The sequence below is a fragment of the Clostridium pasteurianum genome, from assembly GCF_001705235.1.
GTDB classification, from domain to species: Bacteria; Bacillota; Clostridia; order Clostridiales; family Clostridiaceae; genus Clostridium_S; species Clostridium_S pasteurianum_A.
Genome location: NZ_MCGV01000001.1, coordinates 1,176,188 through 1,194,608 on the forward strand (window position 1 = coordinate 1,176,188; position 18,421 = coordinate 1,194,608).

The window sequence follows — 18,421 nt, forward strand, 5'->3', positions numbered from 1 at the left end:
AGGTAGAATTATGTCAGTGTATGCAATATTGATTTTTTCATCTTTAATATATCTCGCAACAGGATTATTGTGCAAACACCATTCTTCTTATCCAGATGTTACAGTTGGATACCACAGCAAATTTGCACAAAAAAGTAACAGCACCTGGTTAGAAAGTAACATGTATGTGGGCAAGCTATTAACCACTATATCTATAATAGAACTAATATTATGTGCAGTTTTTAGATTATTTTTTATTCCAGTATATGCTATACTATTTTTTGTACTACTTACTTTTCCGCTCACTTCAATCATAGCTACAGAACTCCATCTTAGAGTACATTTTAATGCTGATGGAACAAAGAGAGGATAATTAAAATGATAAATCCTAAATTGAATTTAAATAGAAAAACAAAGACTATAAATATAAAAGCAGTTTCAGTAATAATGCTTATTATTTTAGCATCCATATTATGTTTCATAGTTAGCCATTCACTTAATAGAAAACCAAATATAACTCCAGTAGATAAAGCTGCAATTGCAAGAAAGAAATTTATTAATACCGTGGCACCTTATGCAGAAGACGTTTATAAACAGGATAAAATATTTGCTTCAATTACTTTAGCACAAGCTATGCTTGAAAGTGATACAGGTAATTCTAAATTAACTAAAAAAGCTAATAATTTATTTGGCATAAAAGCCAATAAATATTGGACAGGCAATACTATTCAAATGCCAACAAAAGAAAATTACAATGGAAAAGAAGTAGTTGAAAAGGCTACATTTCGTGCTTATAGTAATTGGGATGAGAGCATTGAAGATCACACAAACTTTTTAAAGAAAAACAGCATTTATGCGGAGCATGGAGTATTTTCAGCAGCTAATTATGAGCAGCAGGCACAAGCAATTCAAGCAGCTGGATATGCTACAGATCCAAACTATGCAAAAGAACTTATAACGCTAATAAAAAAGTATAAATTATATAAATACGATAATGTTAAATAGCAGACTAATTGTTAACTTAAAATCATACTAACTTTCTCTTAATTGTACTTTTTAAATGCAAATTATGGTCTTTAATAAAGTTTATATAAACCTCCAAACTGATGTAATATGAAATTATTTAGTTTTGGAGGTTTTATTAATGATAAAAAATAAATAGTTACAGTAAAAAGCGCTTCACATATGTTGTTGCTATATGACTTAGATATTCCATGAATTTTCTTATTTAAAAATTATATATTTTTCTATTGCAGCAGCTACTCCATTATCATCATTAGTTAAAGTTACATCATCAGCAAAATCCTTAACTTTATCTGGCGCATTTCCCATTGCAATTCCAAGTCCAGCATACTGAATCATGTCAACATCATTATAATTATCCCCTATTGCAATTATCTCTGATCTACTTATATTTAATTTTGTGGATAAATACTCTATTGCACTTGTCTTTGATGATGATTTAGGCATGATTTCTAAGTATGTTGCTTTAGACGGATATACGTTTACATAGCTTGATAATTTTCCTGAAACTTTTCTATTTAATACATTTATGTTATCAGGATCCGACATGCATAAAATTTTATTTGGTCCAAGATTATATTTTTTCCATTCATCCAATAATCTGATAAAGTCCGTTACATTAGGAACAATATGTGTTATGTCACTTTCTTGCTTGGACCACTCATCATCACCTTTTATATACCACTTATCATCTTTATATAAACTCATGTGTACATTCATTTCTTCTGTGAAATTATATACTGTATCTACTATATTAGATGGAATAAATTTATTTAAAAGTATATCTCCCCCCTTACCTAAGATTAAAGAACCACTATAGCAAATTATAGGCTGTTCTACTCCTAATTCTTCTTGTAAATATACTATCCCCTCCGGCATTCTAGCTGAAACCAGCACTACAATTATTCCTTGATTTGCAGCTGCATTTATTTTCTCTTTTGTCTCTTTAGAAATTTTATGCATAGAATTAAGTAATGTGCCATCAATGTCTAAACATAACATTTTATATTTACTCATAATAAATCCCCCTACATTTTTTTAATTTAAACAATTATCAATTCAATGTTTTCATCATGTATAATTTGAAGAAAAGCTTTGGAAGGCTTCTCATCTGTTATAATGATATCTATATTTTCAAAACTACTACCTTTGTAATAACTTGAACATGCGAATTTTTTATGATCTGCTAAAACAATATTTTTTTTAGTATGTTTTACAACTGCACGCTTTATATCTGCGTCTTCCTCATCTTCGTAATATATTCCATCCTTCATTATAGCTGCCGCTCCTAAAAAAGCAGCATCAAAATACATTCCATCAAAATAATCTTTAAAATTAGATCTATAAAAAAAGCGATTTTTTCTGTTTAAATATCCTCCAAAAGAAATTAAATTAATATCTTCTTTTTCTGAAATTATTTCTATATTATCAAGTGAATGAGTAGCTACAGTAATTTTTTTATTTAAATATTCTGCCATAAAGCGCACTGTTGTAGAAACATCCAAAAAGTAATGACCTTCTTCATCAATAAATTCTAATGCCTTTTGTGCTATATTTTTCTTTTCATCTGAATAAGCTTCAATTCTTTCCCTGTATGCTTTTATTGTATTTTTTAGTCCTGGTAAACTAATTCCTCCATGAGTACGAATTACAGCACCTTGCTCGGTTAACTTTATAATGTCTCTTCTTGCAGTATCTCTAGATACATTATTTATCCCACAGATTTTTTGTACAGACATGCTATTGTGCTCATTTAAGTACTGTAATATTTTTTCAATTCTTTCTTCCTGATACATTTCAATTCCCCCTCATATCTATATTGTAATTGTTTTTAAGTATTTTATCAACACTTTTAAGTATTTTTATTGCTTAAATGCATTGTTTTAAGTAGCAAAAAGGTCACCTAAATAAATAAGTGACCTTGTAGATAAATATTAAATTATATTTTTAGACTACATAATCTAAGAAAATTCATACTATATTTCTTTAAATATTATCATGGCATAATGGTAGAATGCCCATTTCCATTTTATATCTACAACCTGAATTTTATCCTTGTTTTCTGCTAAGAAGTTATTTACTCTATTTTCAAACTTTCTTTCATTTACTGCATAAATCAATTTAATCTTGAGCATTTATCCTTCCCTTTTTATCATATCAAATTCTACACATATACTAATAACATCATTAATTATCTTTGCTGTAATTTTGCCGTTCATTTTATCTACAAGTTCTTTGGTTATAGATAGTCCAAGACCTGTACCCTGTCCTGAACGTGTTTTATCCGCCATATAAAATCTATCAAAAATACTATTTACATTACAATTTTTTAGATTATTGGAATTATTGTCTATTTTTAGAAATACACTTCTTCCATGAGTAGACAAGGTGACCTTTATATTATTTTCAGCATATTTAATAGCATTGGTAATTAAATTATCTATTGTTCTTTCTAAAGCATTTTTATCTGCTGCTATATAAACTATGTTGTCATTTATATTAATTTCAGGCTCTATCCCTTTATTTTCAAAATCTATATACCTTGAGAACATTATCTCCTGGACTGCTCTTGATATATCAACCTTTTCAATATTAAGTTTAAAATCATGAGAATCAATTAGCGATAAACTGTAAAAATCATTTAAAAGAATTTCCAAAGTAGCTGCTCTTTTTTCTATAATTTCTATGTACTGTCCTCTCTCAGTATCATTCAAATCTTCCGTCTTTAAAAATTTAATATATCCCTTAATTGCCGTCAGTGGTGTTCTAAGATCATGTGACATATCAGCAATTGCCTGCCTTAATTTGTCCTCCGATTTAACCTTGTCAGCTTCACTTTTAATTCTAATTTCAATTGTCTTATTTATGGCATTAGAAAGTCTTTCAATTTTCTTATTTATTAAAGCAACCTTTAATTTTTCATGACTATTTTCCTTGTTAATATCTTCAAGCTTCTCAGATATTCTATTTAATTCCCTGTCTATTAAATAATTACGGACAAGTAAAACACCTAAAAAAATAACTAATACAATTAATAAAAATATCATTTTACCTGTCCTCCATTCATTATTTTACATCTGATTTTCTAAAAAAAATGCAGCTTAATATTACACAAACTATTATTGTAATTAAAGACATAAATATCATTTTAAAATCAATATTAAAATTAAATTTATCATATCTTACAGCCCTCGGTATAGAGAAAACTGTTTTGCTGTAAAAATAATCAACTTCCTTACTCTTCAATGATAGAGCCATTCCAGCTCTATTTATAATATCTATAACATAACATGAAGCTATTGTAACAAATACGTTTTTAGTTAAAAAGGAAATTAAAACCCAAATAACACCCATAGCTGCATATGCAAAAATTAAAATTATAATAATTTCAATAAACTTTACTAAATCAAAATTAGTGCCATATCCATTTTTAAGGGTATTTATAATAAGAGTACCTACAGGAAATATAAAACTAACTAAAACCACTCCAGTACAAAATACAATTGTCTTAGCAAACACAATGTTTACTCTCTTATGACCGGAAGCAATTAAATTTCTTATATTGCCTGAATAAAACTCATTTGTAATATAGTAAGAAAGAATTCCAATAACAAATAGATGGAATATACCCTCCTGTAATTCAATTGCAAATAAAAACATATCACAACCACTTTTAACTCTAAGGAAATTCTCTTTTACTGGAATTAGTACACATAGACTTTGCATAATCATAAGTATACACAGCATATAAAAAATTTTAGAATGCTTTAATTTATAAAACTCAACCTTCAAAAGATTATACATCGCATCTACCCCCTATCAATTTAGAAAAATAAATTTCTAAATCATCTCCCTTTAGTGTTATTTCCTCAACTATGCTGCCATTTTTAGATAGAGTAGATGATACCTCGCCTGGTGAATCCAAATAATCATATAATTTTATAACATTTTCCGGTAAAACCTCATAATTTTGAGTTTTTAATTTATTTTCAATTACAAAAACAGCCTTATCTGCATCATCAGTTTTTATATATAAGAATTTTTTGCACCTTTCATTCAATTCCTTTGAAGTTATTTGCTCTATTAACCTTCCTTTATGAATTATTCCATACACATTTGCAAACTGATATAATTCACTCAATATATGACTTGATATTAAAATTGTAACTCCATATTCTCTATTTAACTTAGTTAGAAGTTCACGTACTCCAATTATACTCATAGGATCAAGTCCGTTAATTGGCTCATCCAGAATCAAAAACTCTGGGTCTCCTAAAAGTGCTATAGCTATTCCAAGTTTTTGTTTCATACCAAATGAAAGTTTCCTTACAGCCTTATTCTTCTCCTCATAAAGTCCGACCATCTTAAGAACTTTATCTATGCATTCTTTCCCTGGAATGCCTTTTTGCATCCTGTTAATCTCTAGATTTTCATATACACTAGAAAAACTGAAAAGTGCTGGTTTTTCTATAAGGCATCCCATTCTCTCTCTTTCTTCTTCTATTTTTCCCTCATCATTTTCTCCAAAAATATCAATTGAACCTTCACTTTTAAATATAAGTCCTGCTACTAATCTCATAAATGTAGTTTTACCTGCACCATTTTGGCCGATAAATCCATATATATCACCTTTTTTAATAGTTACATTTACACCATTTACTACATTTTTACTTTTGTATCGCTTAGTTAAATTAACCGTTTTAAGTACTATTTCTTCCATACTATCTCCTTCCTATAGGGTTCACAAAGCTAAACTTAATTTATCATTAACGCATTTAAATTAGCTACCAAGCTAATTACCCTACAGGTTTAATAATAAAATACGATCCATAAGAGAAATTAAAGCAATTCTTAAGAAATCCTTAATTCTAACTTTTAAGTTTATATCCCATCCCCCATACTGTCTCTATGTACTCTTCCTTTGGATTAGCTTTCAAGAGCTTGTTTCTTAAGTTGCTCATATGTACATTCAAAGTGTTATCATCACCCATATAAGTATCTCCCCATACACTTTCAAATAAATTCGCCTTTGAAAATATCTTTTTAGGATTTAAAATTAAAACTTCTAAAATATTATATTCTCTGTTAGTAAGCACAAGTTTTTTTCCATTTACAGAAACCTCTTTGGCTTCTCTATCCAGAATTATATCCTTATAGACTATATTTTTACTAAAAACATTACCATTTTGAAAATCCATATATCTTCTAAGATTTGAATATATTCTAGCATCCACCTCATCCATATCGAAAGGTTTAGTTATATAATCATCTGCGCCTATCCTTAACATATCAACTTTCGTTTCTTTTGAAAGTTTTGCTGAAATCACAATAACAGGTACCTGACTTATCCTCCTTATCTTCTTTAAAAGCTCTTCACCATTCATTCCAGGAAGCATTAGGTCGAGAAGAACAAGTTGAAATTCATGAGCTTTAATGTAAAGGAATGCCTCTGTACCCGAATAGGCTTGTACAACATTATATCCCCTTTTTTCTATAAGTATTTTAAGCATATTATTTATATCATTATCATCTTCTACAATGATTATGTTTACACTTTTATTCATTTTAAGTACCTCTTATGCAATTATTTATTTATATTATACATTATACTTCTTAACCATATAAAATCACTCTTATCCTGTGCGAGTTATTAAAAGTTTGACCCTGCATAAACTCTTAATTCAGATTTTCCAGAGAGAAGCGGCGGAAAATTTACCTTGCTTTTATTTTAAGCAAAGTAATAGTATTTTGGGAACAATTTAAATAAAATTCAATAAGTCTTGTTCAGAATTGTAAAAAGACTTAGAAATTTTAATTTGTCTGAGCTCTTTTTAGCGAGTTATTAAAATTTCTTAGTATTTTTATAATTTTGAACTTAGACTTATGAGTTTTATTTAATGTTTCAAAATACTATTACTTAACTTAGACTATTTATAGGACTCATAGGACTTAAAATATTTTTTATTTCAGTATAAGGTATCGGAACCTTGAATATTCCATAGTAATAAGGTGTATACTCATAAACCTGATAATATAGTATAAGATTTTTATCCGTTAAATAAAATTCCTGATTGTTTGTAACTCCTTTAAAATCATTTATAAGCTGAATATTATTATCCTTAATATATTTGTTTACCATTAAAGTTAAAACACCCAAGTAATTCATTTTAGGATTGAATAAATCACTAAAACTATATGTTTTACCTGTCTTAGTATTTATAGTTATAGACGAATATACAGTAAGTCCATGTGCTGCATGATATACATAAGTATAAATACTAAATAAAATACTCAGAATGTAATTTTTATTAACACCTATTTCATAAGTACCAAAAATCTCAATAAAATCCGTCTTTTCAGGAAGTAAAACTTGATTTTTAAAAAGTTCACCAACTGCATCTATTATTTCTTCATTTACTTTTGTTTTTACCATATCATTATTTTCATTAACTACAAAAGGATACTTTATGTTGAACTTTTGGGGTACAAGGTTCTGTTCATTTAAAACTGCCTTTCCATTTGTATACTGTCCCTCACTATTCCTAGAGTCTCCATAATATATATAGTACATGTTCTCACCCTTAAACAATTATTATTTATATAGATTCAATTAACAAATTGCTATTTAAACGAGTAAACTTTTGTGTTCCCATGAAGCTTACAAAATTCAAATAGCCTATCTACTCTAACATCTATATAAAATATAATATGATAAATAATATCATTTATGAAAACAATGATATTATTTATTAAGGTATAACTATTCATATTATAAAATATTTTTAGGCACTGATGTACCTCTGTAATATTATAAATCAACTTATGAACTACAATTACAGCATAAGATAATTACCAAATATGCCTTTTTTCATTTTTAACACATACAATGGACATAGGCTTTACATCTAAGGATTTAGCAACCGGACCGCACTTCGCCATAAATAGATGAAATATATTCTCTCTATCTATTTCACATAAACTTTCATAGTTCCCCTGTCCCTTTGCTATTATTACATCTACATCATAAAATTTATTTTTAAATTCATCATTTACTTTGCTGATAACAGTACCCAATGAACCATCTCCATTATCTATTACCTCAGCTACTTCCTGCATACCTACCATTTTTGCATCCTCAATAGTAACGTCATTAACTATAGCTTTTCCTCTAACTCCAAAATAAACTTTAATATCAGGAAATTCCCTTTTTATATATTTTATGAATAACTTGTCCAAACAAATTTCTCCACAGTTATCACCTAAATACATAAGGCTTTTTGCATTTTTTAAACACTCATGCAAAATTTCACTCTCATCAATAGCAAGCTTTGTCTTTTCTATATTGGATATTTGTTTTTCAAGCATTTTTATATCAAATTCATGACTTGCAGCAAAATCAATTAAATTTCCAGCTATAACAATTTTCAATGCTGTATTAAATTTATCATCTGATTTTTCAATTATGTTCTCTACTTCTTTTTCGATTTTCATAACTTCAGAATTATAATATTTTTTTATATCTGCATACGGATTGTCATTCCCAATATGTTTAAGTATAATTTTCCATGTTCCCTGTATAACCTCTGGATTGCACCTATCATAATCCGTACTGCTCAAGTAATCAAGTACTTCCCTAATAGCTTTTTCTTCTCTACCTCTTTCAATTTTAAATAACTCCATGACCTGTATTACTTGGTTTATATTACACTTAATACAATTAAAATTTAATTTCATGTTTACGCCAGCTTTCATTAATTAATTCCCTATAACATATGTAATGCGCAAGATTTCGGCTCTTGCAATACCCATTATTATTTTAACATAATATTCAATCATTTCAATTTATGAAGAATAATTTTGCCTTCTAACTCTACATAGTGGGCGCATTAGCTATCATAATTTAATAAGCACCTTGCTTAACTTTTTTATTAGTAATAAAGCTTCCTAAAAACCAAAGAGCTATGATCCAAACAATCAAATATATAAGTTCACCTTTAAACTTAAAAATACTACTTCCATTTTCTATACCCTGGCTCATAGTCATGTACGCTTTTTGAGGAATAATGTTACATATAGTATCTAAAATTTTATTGTTTCCAGTGAAGGAAATAAAACAGCCTGCAAGTATTGAGGTCACAAAATAAATTCCTGTTGCCGCCATAGAAGTTTCTCTTTCAATGGCTGATGATAAAAACAGTGCAAAAGCAGTAGAAAGTAAACTTAAAATTCCAATTAATAAAGCTAACATTGGAAGATCAAATCCTATATCTACGCAAAAAAATACCTTTGTTACTGCAACTGCAATATAGCTAGGAATATATAAGCCTAAAAAGGTAAAAATTCCCTGTGCTGAAATATACTGTCCTTCACTTACTGGTGCTGTCATAATTCTTTTAAAGGTATTTAAGCTTTTATCCTCTGTGAAAAGTATCATTAGCGCTACACCCTGCATTAAGATAATCATTGTAATAAAACCTAATATATTGGTTCCAGCTCCTCTCTCATTTTCCTTATCTTTTTGAGTTTCTGTAATTTTACCTCCTTTAAAAAACTCTTCTATTTTATTTTTATCTTCTTTATTTTTTAAGGTAGTCACTTTATAGCTTCCATCACTTTTCTCTTCTACAATTGCAGCATATTCTGAAAGAAGTAATTTAGATTTAACTGGCTTTTTACTCATAACATCAATCTGAACCTTATCATTTTTAGGAAATGTTTTATTCCTATTTGTTACTAGTGCAATTTGAGCTTTAGGCTGTGCTTTTGACGAAAATAGTACTCCAAGTGCAATCATAATTGGTACAACTATAACCGCTACAATAATAATAGCTTTTTGTGACATAATTCTTTTAACATTATTCTTAAGTAAATTAATTACATTCATTACACATACTCCTCCGGTTTAAAAATAATTTGGCATAGTATTATGCAGATTATTGCTGCAAATATAGTTACAACTATGCTTGTCAAATATAGGCTAAAGTCATTATCATAAATTATTTGAAAAGCACACTGTGTAATCCATCTTAAAGGAGATATGTTAGATAAAGCTTCAAAACTTTTTCCAAGGCTTGCTATAGGAAAAAATACCCCGCCTAGAAAAACAAATACTAAAATAGGAATTTGCATTACTCCATTTGCACCTTGCTCGCTTTTAAATATGCAGCAAAATAACACACCAAGACAGGAGCCAAAAAAGGAAAGTACATTAATTAAAAATATAATATATAATATATTTTTTCCACCAAAATTAATATTCACAAAATATTGACCTGCAAGCATTATAGCTGCATATGAAACTGCCCCAATAATATAACTTGCTATAATTTTGGATAAATATATTTCCGTCTTAGAAATAGGCGCATACACTATTCTTGTATTCCCTTTTCGTACGCTTTCCTCCAAAAATACATTTGTTGCCGTCATAGAAAGCATAAGTCCCATAAAAATCATAAGTGTAACTCCATAATAATCATATGAACTTATATTTTCTGAACCATACCCATTTCTTGTAATAAATCCTATGATGCCAATTGTCATTATGGGAAATATGGTATTTATAATTATAAGCATAGGGTTTTTAAGAGTATTTTTGATATCAAATTTAACTATATTTATAAAATTCATGTTTCCACCCCTAATCTCTCAATTTCTTTCCTGTTAGTTCTAGAAATACAGTTTCTAAAGAAGCTTCTGCACTTGTCATACTTTCAATTAAGCAATCTGTATTAGATATTTCTGATATTATTTTATTAAAGTTATTGTTGGATTTTTCTGCAGTTATATTAACTGAATTTTCTGATATTTGTGTTTTTAATACCCCTTCGATTTTATTAATTTTCTCAGCTTTTAGCTTACTTATATCGCTGACTTTAAGGGAATAGGTTATCTGATCATCAACTTCTTTTTTAAGTTCCTCTTTGGTACCCTCTGCAATAATTTTTCCTTCATTCATAATTATAATTCTATCTGAAATTGCCTCTACCTCTTCCATATAGTGTGTAGAGTATATTATAGTTGCACCATTTTTTCTAAGCTTTTTAATGGACTCTAATATGTGATTTCTTGATTGTGGATCAATTCCTACTGTTGGTTCATCCATAATAATAAGCTTTGGTTTATGTGCAATAGCACAGGCTATATTAAGTCTTCTCTTCATTCCTCCAGAAAAAGTCTTTGGCTTGTCATCTTTTCTGTCATAAAGTGCTACTAATTCAAGTGCTTCTTTTACATTATCTTCAAGCTGTTTACCCCTTAATTTATATAAGCTTGCAAAGAATCGCACATTTTCTTCGGCTGAAATTTCCTCGTAAATAGCTAAATCCTGTGGGACTACTCCAATTCCATATTTTATAGCCTTTGCATCCTTTCTCAAGTCATTTCCCAGTATATTTACCTCTCCACTGTCCGCTTTTAATATTGTAGCTAAAATATTAATAGTTGTACTTTTTCCTGCTCCATTTGGCCCAAGAAGGCCAAGTATTTCCCCCTCCCTTACCTTAAAACTTATGCCTTTAACACCTTTCTTACCATCATAAACTTTTTTCAAATCGTTAACTGTAAGCGCATTATTCATTTTTAATTTCTCCACTCCTTATTTTTCCAAATTCTTTTAGTAGATTTTCATTTTCCTTTTCTAATTCTTCTTCATCAATTTCTACCCTGGTATTCACATTTTCTTCAAAACCATCCATCTCTTCACCATCAAAGCTATACATCTTCTTTAAAAGTATCCACAATATTTCCATTTCTTCTTTTGTAAGGGACTTTGAAATCTCTGCAAAAAAATACATAGACTCCTTTCCACTTTCTATGGTTTCCCTGCGTCCTGCCTCTGTTACACTCACATTAACTGCACGTTTATCAATTTTACTAGGCATCGTTACAACATATCCCTTATTCTCTAATATTGTTATGATTTGTTTTACACTTTGTTTAGTAGTACCAAGCTTTTTGGCAATATTATTTAATGTTGCCTTGTCTTCTGGTAAATGGTAAATTGCTATTATTGCCATGAGCTGTCTCGAAGACAATTTATCAAAATATTTTGCTTCCTTTACCTGAATTTTATTTGTAAGAGAAAAAATTGTTGTATAAATTTGCTGTATTAAAAAGGCCTCTCTATAATTATCCATCTGTTCAAATTTACTCATAAAAATCCTCCTGTATAATAGTAAGCTTACTGTCTAAATTAATAGTATCACCTTAATTAATAAAAGTCAATACATTGTCTAATTTTTTGGTTAAATTACTAAAATCAAGTTTACGAGTACTAGGTTCAAGCCAATAAGTTCAGTATTGGCAATAATATTTTTTTAGACAATTACCTGTCATTATTCTATTTTTTGCACTTTTCATTAGTCAGTTACCTGTCTTTTAATTTCATACCTTTAAAGTGTATTTTTTATTATAAATACACATAAATATTGACGGCATGCACACATTTTTATGCATTACTTTTATAATAACATGGTTTATTACATATAAGAAATCATCACAGTTTTTGATACATAAAATACAATAAAAAATAAAGAGCAAAGTCTAACTTCGCTCTTTACTATCTATTTTATTTAAACGTTCTTATAAATAACTACTTAGCATAACTCCAAATATATCAGCAATCTTTCTGCTAAGAATACCAACATTCAACATCATTATTTCATGTGCATTTTAATATCCTTTATATCCAAAACTTTATGTGGATTTTTAGAATTTTGCTCTATTATTTTTTCAAACACATCTACATCATGCCATTTTCCAAATTTATAACCCGATCTGTGGTAAGTTCCTATAAGATCAAAGCCAAAATATTCATGGAACTTCTTGCTCCTAATGTTAGACGAAGTAACAAGGGCATACATATTGGAATAACCTTGAACTTTTAAAATCTCTATCAAGGTGCTGTATAATTTCTTTCCTATTCCACCCCCTTGATACTTATCGTCCACATATATTGACAAATCCACAGCCCAATCATAAGCTGCTCTCTCATTAAAAGTAGATGCATAAGCATATCCTGCAATTTTACCATCTACCTCGCATACTAAATATGCATATTTTTCAGATATATTCAAAACCTTTTTCGTAAATTCATCAAGGCTTGGGACATCATAATCAAAAGTTATTGCAGTATTTTTTATAAATGGTTTATATATTTTAAGAATTTCTAAGCTGTCTTCTTTTTTAACAAATCTTATATTCATATCGTCTTTCATAAATCTTCACTTCCCTTGAGCTTATTTTAGTTTTCTATATTTTCCAGGTGTACAGTTTTTATATTCTTTAAATTTTTTAATGAAATAGCTTAAATTATCAAACCCAACCTCTAAAGCTACATCAAGCACTTTCTTATCACTTTTTCTTAATATTCTTGAAGCCTCTTCTATTCTAAAACTGTTTATGTATTCTACAGGAGTCTTACCAGTAATCCCCTTGAAAAATCGGCAAAAATAATATTCATTCATATTTACCTCTTCAGCAAGCTCCTCTACATAAATTTTGTTTTTGTAATTAATTTCCACAAATTTTAGAACCTTTTTTATAAGCTCTATTTTATAATCATCTGGTAATTTTGTGTAACCATCTTTAACCTTAAATTCATTATACTTTGCAATTAACGAAATTATTTTAAGCAGCGATGCTTTTATAGAAACTTCCCAACCATTATATTTTTCTATATAACTATTTACTATATTTTTCATTTCATCCGCTACTTCTCTGTTACTTTCTTTAGGAAGCACTGGAAAATCATATTGCCTTTTTAAAATAGGATCTATGAAATTACTTTGGCAAACATCATATAATAAGCCACTTAAAAGTTTAAGATTAAATACCACAGCCTCATAAAGACATTCCTCCGTCCCTCTCACGTAACCCCAATGTATGCTTTCACTATTTACAAATACACATTGATTTTTTGATACCTTAACAGTGTTCATGTCTATATTAAAATTAGCCTGTCCTTTTTCTATGTATATAAATTCTACTTCTTCATGCCAGTGACAATACAGTTCTTTTTTAGGTCCTATTTTTTGATTTGCATATACCCTTAAGGGAAAACGTGCATTTCCATGAATAATATTTTCTCTTAATTTACTATTATTCAAAATAATTTTCCCCCTTAAGTCAAAATAATGTTATTTATAGTTAAAATAGCATAAGTATATAACTAAATATGTTTATATAATGTTATTATAATCTATTATTTTGAATATATAAAGCTTATAATATGAACATATAAATAAGTTTACGCAATCGATTGCATTAGTGAAAATTTTAGAAAACTGTTAGCTGTCTAAAATTCAACTGCATTTCCCAAAACAATAACTTAAATAAAATCTTTTAGAGAGGTCGTGTAAAAATGTCAACAGAAAAACAATTGCCAAAAGTTGCTTATTTTTGTATGGAATATGCTGTAGATGCTTCCATGAGAACTTATGCCGGAGGTCTTGGAATTCTTGCTGGAGACTACTTAAAAGGTGCAAAAAATTATGGTTATCCTATAGTTGGTATAGGTTTAAAATGGAAACAAGGATATACAGATCAGTTTATAGATAATGGTGGTAAGGCTTATGATTCCTATCATAACTACAATTATGACAACTTTTTAAAGGATACAGGAGTTAAAGTAACAGTTAAAATTCGCCAGCGTAATGTAGTTTGCAAAGTATGGCTGCTAGATAAATTTTCAACTGCGCCATTATACCTTCTAGACACAGATTTACCTGAAAACAGCGATAGGTGGATTACCGGTCAACTTTACGGCGGTTTTGAGGAGTTAAGGCTTGCACAAGAAATTGTTTTAGGTATAGGTGGAATAAAAGCTTTAAGGGCTTTAGGTATAAAAGTTGATACTTATCACTTTAACGAAGGTCATGCTCTTTTTGCAGGTTTTGAACTCATAAAAGAAAAAATTGATAAAGGTTTTAGTTTTGATCAGGCAGTAGCCAAATCAAGAGAAGAAATAGTATTTACAACACATACTCCAATTTTGCAGGGAAATGAATCACATCCAATTGATAGAATGCTCTACATGGGAGCAAACAATGGATTAACAATAGAACAGCTTGTATCCTTAGGAGGTTCACCCTTTAACATGACAGTTGGTGCATTAAGACTTTCAAGAATTTCAAATGCTGTAGCAAAATTACATGGAAGAACAGCAAATAAAATGTGGAAGGATGTTAAAGGACGCTCAGATATAATAAGCATAACAAATGCCATTCATATTCCAACCTGGGTCGATAGTGAAATGATTACCGCCGCCCAAAATTCTAACAAAGATGCTTTATGGAATAACCACATGAAGAATAAAAAAGCATTAATTGACTTCGTATATGAAAGAAATGGTGTTAAACTCGATGCAAATGCACTTTTAATAGGTTTTTCAAGGCGTGCTGCACCTTATAAAAGAAGTGATTTATTGTTTACTGACAGTAGTGTTATTGACCCACTTCTTAAGGACGGTAAGATTCAAATTGTTTTCTCTGGAAAAGCACATCCCCTTGATGATACAGGTAAAGCTATAGTAGAAAATTTGGTTGCTTTTTCAAAAAAATACCCAAATTCCGTAGTATTCCTTGAAAATTACGATATGACCATAGGTAAAATGCTTACACATGGTTCTGACATATGGCTTAATAATCCTAGAAGACCTTTAGAAGCAAGTGGAACTTCAGGAATGAAAGCTGCCATGAATGGTGTGTTAAACGTAAGTATACTTGATGGTTGGTGGCCTGAAGCCTGCAACGATGGTGTTAATGGCTGGCAATTTGGAGATGGAGTAGAATCCCTCGACATTGAATTTATAGATAAGCATGATTCAAAAGCATTATATGATGTACTTATAAACAAAGTTATACCAACTTATTATTCAAATAAGACTAAATGGCTTGACATGATGAAGAACAGTATTTTATCCACAAAAGATTATTTTTCAGTAAAAAGAATGCTGGAAGAATATTACTCAAAGATGTACATGGGTTAAGTAACAGTATTTTAAAACATTAAATAGAACTCATAAGACTAAGCCTAAAATTATAAAAATCCTAAGAGTTTCAATAACTCGCTAAAAAAAGCTCAGACAAATTGAAGCTTCTAAGGATTTTTATAATTTTAGGCAAAGTCTTATTGAGTTTTATTTAAATCGTTTCTAAAATACTGTTACTTCGCGTAGAAGGTAAAGGCAAGGAAGATTTTCTTCCGCTCCGCTGCGGAAAATCTGGGCTAAAAATTTATTCGTGGCTAGATGTTTAATAACTCGCTGAAAAAAAGCTCAAACAAATTAAAATTTCTAAGTCTTTTTATAATTTGAAGCAAGTCTTATTGAATTTTATTTAAATCGTTCCCAAAATGCTATTACTTCACCTAAAATAAAAGCAATGGAGTTAGCCTTTTGCAAAAAGTTTATAAATTAAATTTATACTATTTCATGCTCATCAGTTGCAGAATATAAAGCATCACAATCATTTAAGAATGCCCAATAACAATCTCCATAAGACCAGTGCCACCATTCAGTTGGATAGTTTTCAAGACCTACCTTTTCCATACATTCAATTAGTATTCTTCGGTTTTTTTTAGCAGTATCATTTATATAAGCCGAATACAAATAAGTAAGGTTTTCTGGTTCAATAGGGATATCATTAAATTCTGTTCCCATATCAACTTCAATTCCATCTTTTAGTAAAGTAATATCTATTGCCCCACCAGTTGGATGCCCAGCGACTTTAACAGGTGCTACATATTCACAAGTTATTTTATAAATTTCATCATCATTTTTTAGTTGGTATTGACTTTTATAATCATTAAATGCCTCTTCAAAAGATTTTTTCTGTCGTGAAAGAGGCCTATATGCTTCTTTAATTAAAAATTGATATCCATCTGGAAGATAGTTAGTAGCATCCGTCAATTTTTTAATAATTGATTCTCTCGCATAACAAAATAAATCTGATTTGCTTGAAATCTGACTTCTTGTTTCATCAATTATAATATTCTTATGTATTTGTCTTAATGATAATATTTTTTCCCTATTATCATTGCAATGTATTTTTGCAAGCCTTTCATCATTTAAAAGAACCATATGTTTTCTCCTATCTTGAAACTTATATTCTATAATTTTGTGCAAATTTAATATAACTCTTATGTACTTTACGAGGCATAGTAAAGGTTGTGCTTTTTTTATGATTTTCCTAATTCTCCTTTATAGATTCTCTCTTCTCTAAAAAAGTATCTATTATAAAGTGGTTCTGCAAATCAGGTTTATTTTGCAGCCTATCAATAAGTAATTTTGCTGCATAATACCCCAATTTTTCTGAATTTATATCAACTGAAGCAAGTGGTGGTACTTGGTATTCAGCTAAAGGAGTATTATTAAATCCAACAACAGATACGTTTTCCTCATTTATTTCCCTCAAAAACTTTAAAACTCCAAAAGCAAGTAAATCATCTGTTGTCACTACTGCCGATGGCATTTTACTTTTTACTATTTGCTTCATAGCCTCATATCCATCTTTTTCTGTAAAACTTTTTTGCTCAATTATAATGCTTTCATCAATACTTTTCCCATGAGCAATTAAGGCTCTCTTATACCCATCAAGTCTATCCTTTGACATATTAAACTCTTTAGATGCACCAATAAATGCCACTGAAGATGCTCCTCGAGTAATTAGACTATCTACAATACTATACATAGCCTTAAAATTATCATTATCTACCCACATAACACCTTCTGAATTTTCTGGTCTTCCAATTACTACAAACGGATATTGAATGTCCTTCAAAAACTTTATACACTTATCATTTGATCTGGATGTTAAGAGTATTATTCCATCTACTAATTTACTTTGTATGTATTTATTTATAAAAGAAACCTCTTCTTCTTCACTGCTGCCAAAAGCATACATTATATAATATTCTTTTTCATGTGCGCATAAACTTATACCTGTCATAGTTTTAATAAAAAATGGATTTTTAAATAGCTCCTCTGCTTCATTAGGTATAATAAGTCCTAAAGTATTTGTAGAATGATTTGCTAGGCTTCTTGCTATTGCATTGGGATGATAGTCTAATTTTCTAGCAGCCTTTATAACTCTTTCCTGTGTTGAATGACTTATCTTTTTATTTTTATTTAATACCCTAGATACTGTTGATGGTGAGACATTAGCCAGCTCTGCTACATCCTTTATTGTTACTCCCATTTTACATAACCCCCTCCCTACATATTTAAAGTTAGGCAACCGATTTCATGTAATAAACAGTCTATATTATAAAACCTATATTGTCAAATTTGTTTCAAATGATATATACTTTATATTATATATCTTATTTACTATTTTTACATATATCAAATTAAAATCCCAATTTACAATATAACAATAAATTCAAGCGAGGTAAAAGGTCAAAAAAATAAGAATTAAGAATG

The 18,421-nt window shown here is 29.3% G+C and carries 20 protein-coding genes; 3 read left to right on the top strand and 17 right to left on the bottom strand.

Annotation, left to right across the window (positions count from 1 at the left end; genetic code table 11):
- Window positions 1–10: 10 nt before the first annotated feature.
- Both BEE63_RS05175 and BEE63_RS05180 read left to right on the top strand, forming a co-directional pair.
- A complete protein-coding gene (locus BEE63_RS05175) occupies window positions 11–352 on the top strand; it encodes an SdpI family protein (RefSeq protein ID WP_066020365.1) in 342 nt (113 codons plus the stop codon).
- A 5-nt stretch (window positions 353–357) separates the two neighbouring features.
- On the top strand, window positions 358–984 hold the full coding sequence (locus BEE63_RS05180; protein WP_066020366.1) for a glycoside hydrolase family 73 protein: 627 nt from the start codon (window positions 358–360) through the stop codon (window positions 982–984).
- Window positions 985–1,203: 219 nt separating this feature from the next.
- Here the strand turns inward: BEE63_RS05180 and BEE63_RS05185 are convergent, their stop codons facing one another.
- From BEE63_RS05185 to BEE63_RS05250, 15 genes are all read right to left on the bottom strand, one after another.
- Complete coding sequence (locus BEE63_RS05185; RefSeq protein WP_066020367.1) at window positions 1,204–2,019, bottom strand: Cof-type HAD-IIB family hydrolase; 816 nt, start codon at window positions 2,017–2,019, stop codon at window positions 1,204–1,206.
- 26 nt (window positions 2,020–2,045) lie between these two features.
- Window positions 2,046–2,798: a DeoR/GlpR family DNA-binding transcription regulator gene (locus tag BEE63_RS05190; protein WP_066020368.1), complete on the bottom strand. Its 753-nt coding sequence runs from the start codon at window positions 2,796–2,798 to the stop codon at window positions 2,046–2,048.
- A gap of 180 nt (window positions 2,799–2,978) precedes the next feature.
- The gene (locus BEE63_RS21595; protein ID WP_157797099.1) at window positions 2,979–3,137 is read right to left on the bottom strand and encodes a hypothetical protein; all 159 of its coding nucleotides are present in this window, start codon (window positions 3,135–3,137) and stop codon (window positions 2,979–2,981) included.
- Window positions 3,138–4,049, bottom strand: a complete 912-nt coding sequence (locus BEE63_RS05195) for a sensor histidine kinase (RefSeq protein ID WP_066020369.1) — start codon at window positions 4,047–4,049, stop codon at window positions 3,138–3,140.
- 19 nt (window positions 4,050–4,068) lie between these two features.
- Window positions 4,069–4,806 (bottom strand): ABC transporter permease, encoded by a 738-nt coding sequence (locus BEE63_RS05200; protein WP_066020370.1) that lies wholly within the window; start codon window positions 4,804–4,806, stop codon window positions 4,069–4,071.
- Window positions 4,799–5,722 carry an ABC transporter ATP-binding protein gene (locus tag BEE63_RS05205; protein ID WP_066020371.1) on the bottom strand — a complete coding sequence of 308 codons (924 nt, stop codon included), beginning with the start codon at window positions 5,720–5,722 and terminating at the stop codon, window positions 4,799–4,801. Before BEE63_RS05205 ends, BEE63_RS05200 begins: the two co-directional genes overlap by 8 nt.
- A gap of 148 nt (window positions 5,723–5,870) precedes the next feature.
- Window positions 5,871–6,566: a response regulator transcription factor gene (locus BEE63_RS05210; RefSeq protein ID WP_066020372.1), complete on the bottom strand. Its 696-nt coding sequence runs from the start codon at window positions 6,564–6,566 to the stop codon at window positions 5,871–5,873.
- Between the two features lie 353 nt (window positions 6,567–6,919).
- Window positions 6,920–7,573, bottom strand: a complete 654-nt coding sequence (locus BEE63_RS05215) for a DUF3298 and DUF4163 domain-containing protein (RefSeq protein WP_066020373.1) — start codon at window positions 7,571–7,573, stop codon at window positions 6,920–6,922.
- A gap of 278 nt (window positions 7,574–7,851) precedes the next feature.
- Complete coding sequence (locus BEE63_RS05220; RefSeq protein ID WP_081312471.1) at window positions 7,852–8,754, bottom strand: damage-control phosphatase ARMT1 family protein; 903 nt, start codon at window positions 8,752–8,754, stop codon at window positions 7,852–7,854.
- Between the two features lie 148 nt (window positions 8,755–8,902).
- Entirely contained in the window at window positions 8,903–9,886 is a 984-nt protein-coding gene (locus tag BEE63_RS05225; RefSeq protein WP_066020374.1) for an ABC transporter permease, read from the bottom strand.
- Entirely contained in the window at window positions 9,886–10,629 is a 744-nt protein-coding gene (locus tag BEE63_RS05230; RefSeq protein ID WP_066020375.1) for an ABC transporter permease, read from the bottom strand. The genes BEE63_RS05225 and BEE63_RS05230 overlap by 1 nt, the downstream gene beginning before the upstream one ends.
- A gap of 10 nt (window positions 10,630–10,639) precedes the next feature.
- A complete protein-coding gene (locus BEE63_RS05235; RefSeq protein ID WP_066020376.1) occupies window positions 10,640–11,578 on the bottom strand; it encodes an ABC transporter ATP-binding protein in 939 nt (312 codons plus the stop codon).
- Window positions 11,571–12,137 carry a MarR family winged helix-turn-helix transcriptional regulator gene (locus tag BEE63_RS05240; RefSeq protein WP_066023166.1) on the bottom strand — a complete coding sequence of 189 codons (567 nt, stop codon included), beginning with the start codon at window positions 12,135–12,137 and terminating at the stop codon, window positions 11,571–11,573. Before BEE63_RS05240 ends, BEE63_RS05235 begins: the two co-directional genes overlap by 8 nt.
- Window positions 12,138–12,656: 519 nt before the next feature.
- Window positions 12,657–13,217: a GNAT family N-acetyltransferase gene (locus tag BEE63_RS05245; protein WP_066020377.1), complete on the bottom strand. Its 561-nt coding sequence runs from the start codon at window positions 13,215–13,217 to the stop codon at window positions 12,657–12,659.
- Window positions 13,218–13,238: 21 nt separating this feature from the next.
- Entirely contained in the window at window positions 13,239–14,108 is an 870-nt protein-coding gene (locus tag BEE63_RS05250; protein WP_066020378.1) for a helix-turn-helix domain-containing protein, read from the bottom strand.
- 254 nt (window positions 14,109–14,362) lie between these two features.
- Between BEE63_RS05250 and glgP the strand changes: the two genes are divergently transcribed.
- Window positions 14,363–15,988, top strand: coding sequence for an alpha-glucan family phosphorylase (glgP, locus tag BEE63_RS05255; RefSeq protein WP_066020379.1), 1,626 nt, complete (start codon window positions 14,363–14,365; stop codon window positions 15,986–15,988).
- 432 nt (window positions 15,989–16,420) lie between these two features.
- Here glgP and BEE63_RS05260 read toward each other — a convergent pair whose 3' ends face one another.
- The gene (locus tag BEE63_RS05260) at window positions 16,421–17,080 is read right to left on the bottom strand and encodes a M15 family metallopeptidase (RefSeq protein WP_081312472.1); all 660 of its coding nucleotides are present in this window, start codon (window positions 17,078–17,080) and stop codon (window positions 16,421–16,423) included.
- A 109-nt stretch (window positions 17,081–17,189) separates the two neighbouring features.
- The gene (locus BEE63_RS05265) at window positions 17,190–18,197 is read right to left on the bottom strand and encodes a LacI family DNA-binding transcriptional regulator (RefSeq protein WP_066020380.1); all 1,008 of its coding nucleotides are present in this window, start codon (window positions 18,195–18,197) and stop codon (window positions 17,190–17,192) included.
- Between the last annotated feature and the right edge of the window lie 224 nt (window positions 18,198–18,421).

Bases quoted from the DNA above. Each gene is read 5' to 3' on its own strand.
- BEE63_RS05175 (WP_066020365.1), top strand. From the start codon at position 11: ATGTCAGTGTATGCAATATTGATTTTTTCATCTTTAATATATCTCGCA.
- BEE63_RS05180 (WP_066020366.1), top strand. From the start codon at position 358: ATGATAAATCCTAAATTGAATTTAAATAGAAAAACAAAGACTATAAAT.
- BEE63_RS05185 (WP_066020367.1), bottom strand. From the start codon at position 2,019: ATGAGTAAATATAAAATGTTATGTTTAGACATTGATGGCACATTACTT.
- BEE63_RS05190 (WP_066020368.1), bottom strand. From the start codon at position 2,798: ATGTATCAGGAAGAAAGAATTGAAAAAATATTACAGTACTTAAATGAG.
- BEE63_RS21595 (WP_157797099.1), bottom strand. From the start codon at position 3,137: ATGCTCAAGATTAAATTGATTTATGCAGTAAATGAAAGAAAGTTTGAA.
- BEE63_RS05195 (WP_066020369.1), bottom strand. From the start codon at position 4,049: ATGATATTTTTATTAATTGTATTAGTTATTTTTTTAGGTGTTTTACTT.
- BEE63_RS05200 (WP_066020370.1), bottom strand. From the start codon at position 4,806: ATGTATAATCTTTTGAAGGTTGAGTTTTATAAATTAAAGCATTCTAAA.
- BEE63_RS05205 (WP_066020371.1), bottom strand. From the start codon at position 5,722: ATGGAAGAAATAGTACTTAAAACGGTTAATTTAACTAAGCGATACAAA.
- BEE63_RS05210 (WP_066020372.1), bottom strand. From the start codon at position 6,566: ATGAATAAAAGTGTAAACATAATCATTGTAGAAGATGATAATGATATA.
- BEE63_RS05215 (WP_066020373.1), bottom strand. From the start codon at position 7,573: ATGTACTATATATATTATGGAGACTCTAGGAATAGTGAGGGACAGTAT.
- BEE63_RS05220 (WP_081312471.1), bottom strand. From the start codon at position 8,754: ATGAAAGCTGGCGTAAACATGAAATTAAATTTTAATTGTATTAAGTGT.
- BEE63_RS05225 (WP_066020374.1), bottom strand. From the start codon at position 9,886: ATGAATGTAATTAATTTACTTAAGAATAATGTTAAAAGAATTATGTCA.
- BEE63_RS05230 (WP_066020375.1), bottom strand. From the start codon at position 10,629: ATGAATTTTATAAATATAGTTAAATTTGATATCAAAAATACTCTTAAA.
- BEE63_RS05235 (WP_066020376.1), bottom strand. From the start codon at position 11,578: ATGAATAATGCGCTTACAGTTAACGATTTGAAAAAAGTTTATGATGGT.
- BEE63_RS05240 (WP_066023166.1), bottom strand. From the start codon at position 12,137: ATGGATAATTATAGAGAGGCCTTTTTAATACAGCAAATTTATACAACA.
- BEE63_RS05245 (WP_066020377.1), bottom strand. From the start codon at position 13,217: ATGAAAGACGATATGAATATAAGATTTGTTAAAAAAGAAGACAGCTTA.
- glgP (WP_066020379.1), top strand. From the start codon at position 14,363: ATGTCAACAGAAAAACAATTGCCAAAAGTTGCTTATTTTTGTATGGAA.
- BEE63_RS05260 (WP_081312472.1), bottom strand. From the start codon at position 17,080: ATGGTTCTTTTAAATGATGAAAGGCTTGCAAAAATACATTGCAATGAT.
- BEE63_RS05265 (WP_066020380.1), bottom strand. From the start codon at position 18,197: ATGGGAGTAACAATAAAGGATGTAGCAGAGCTGGCTAATGTCTCACCA.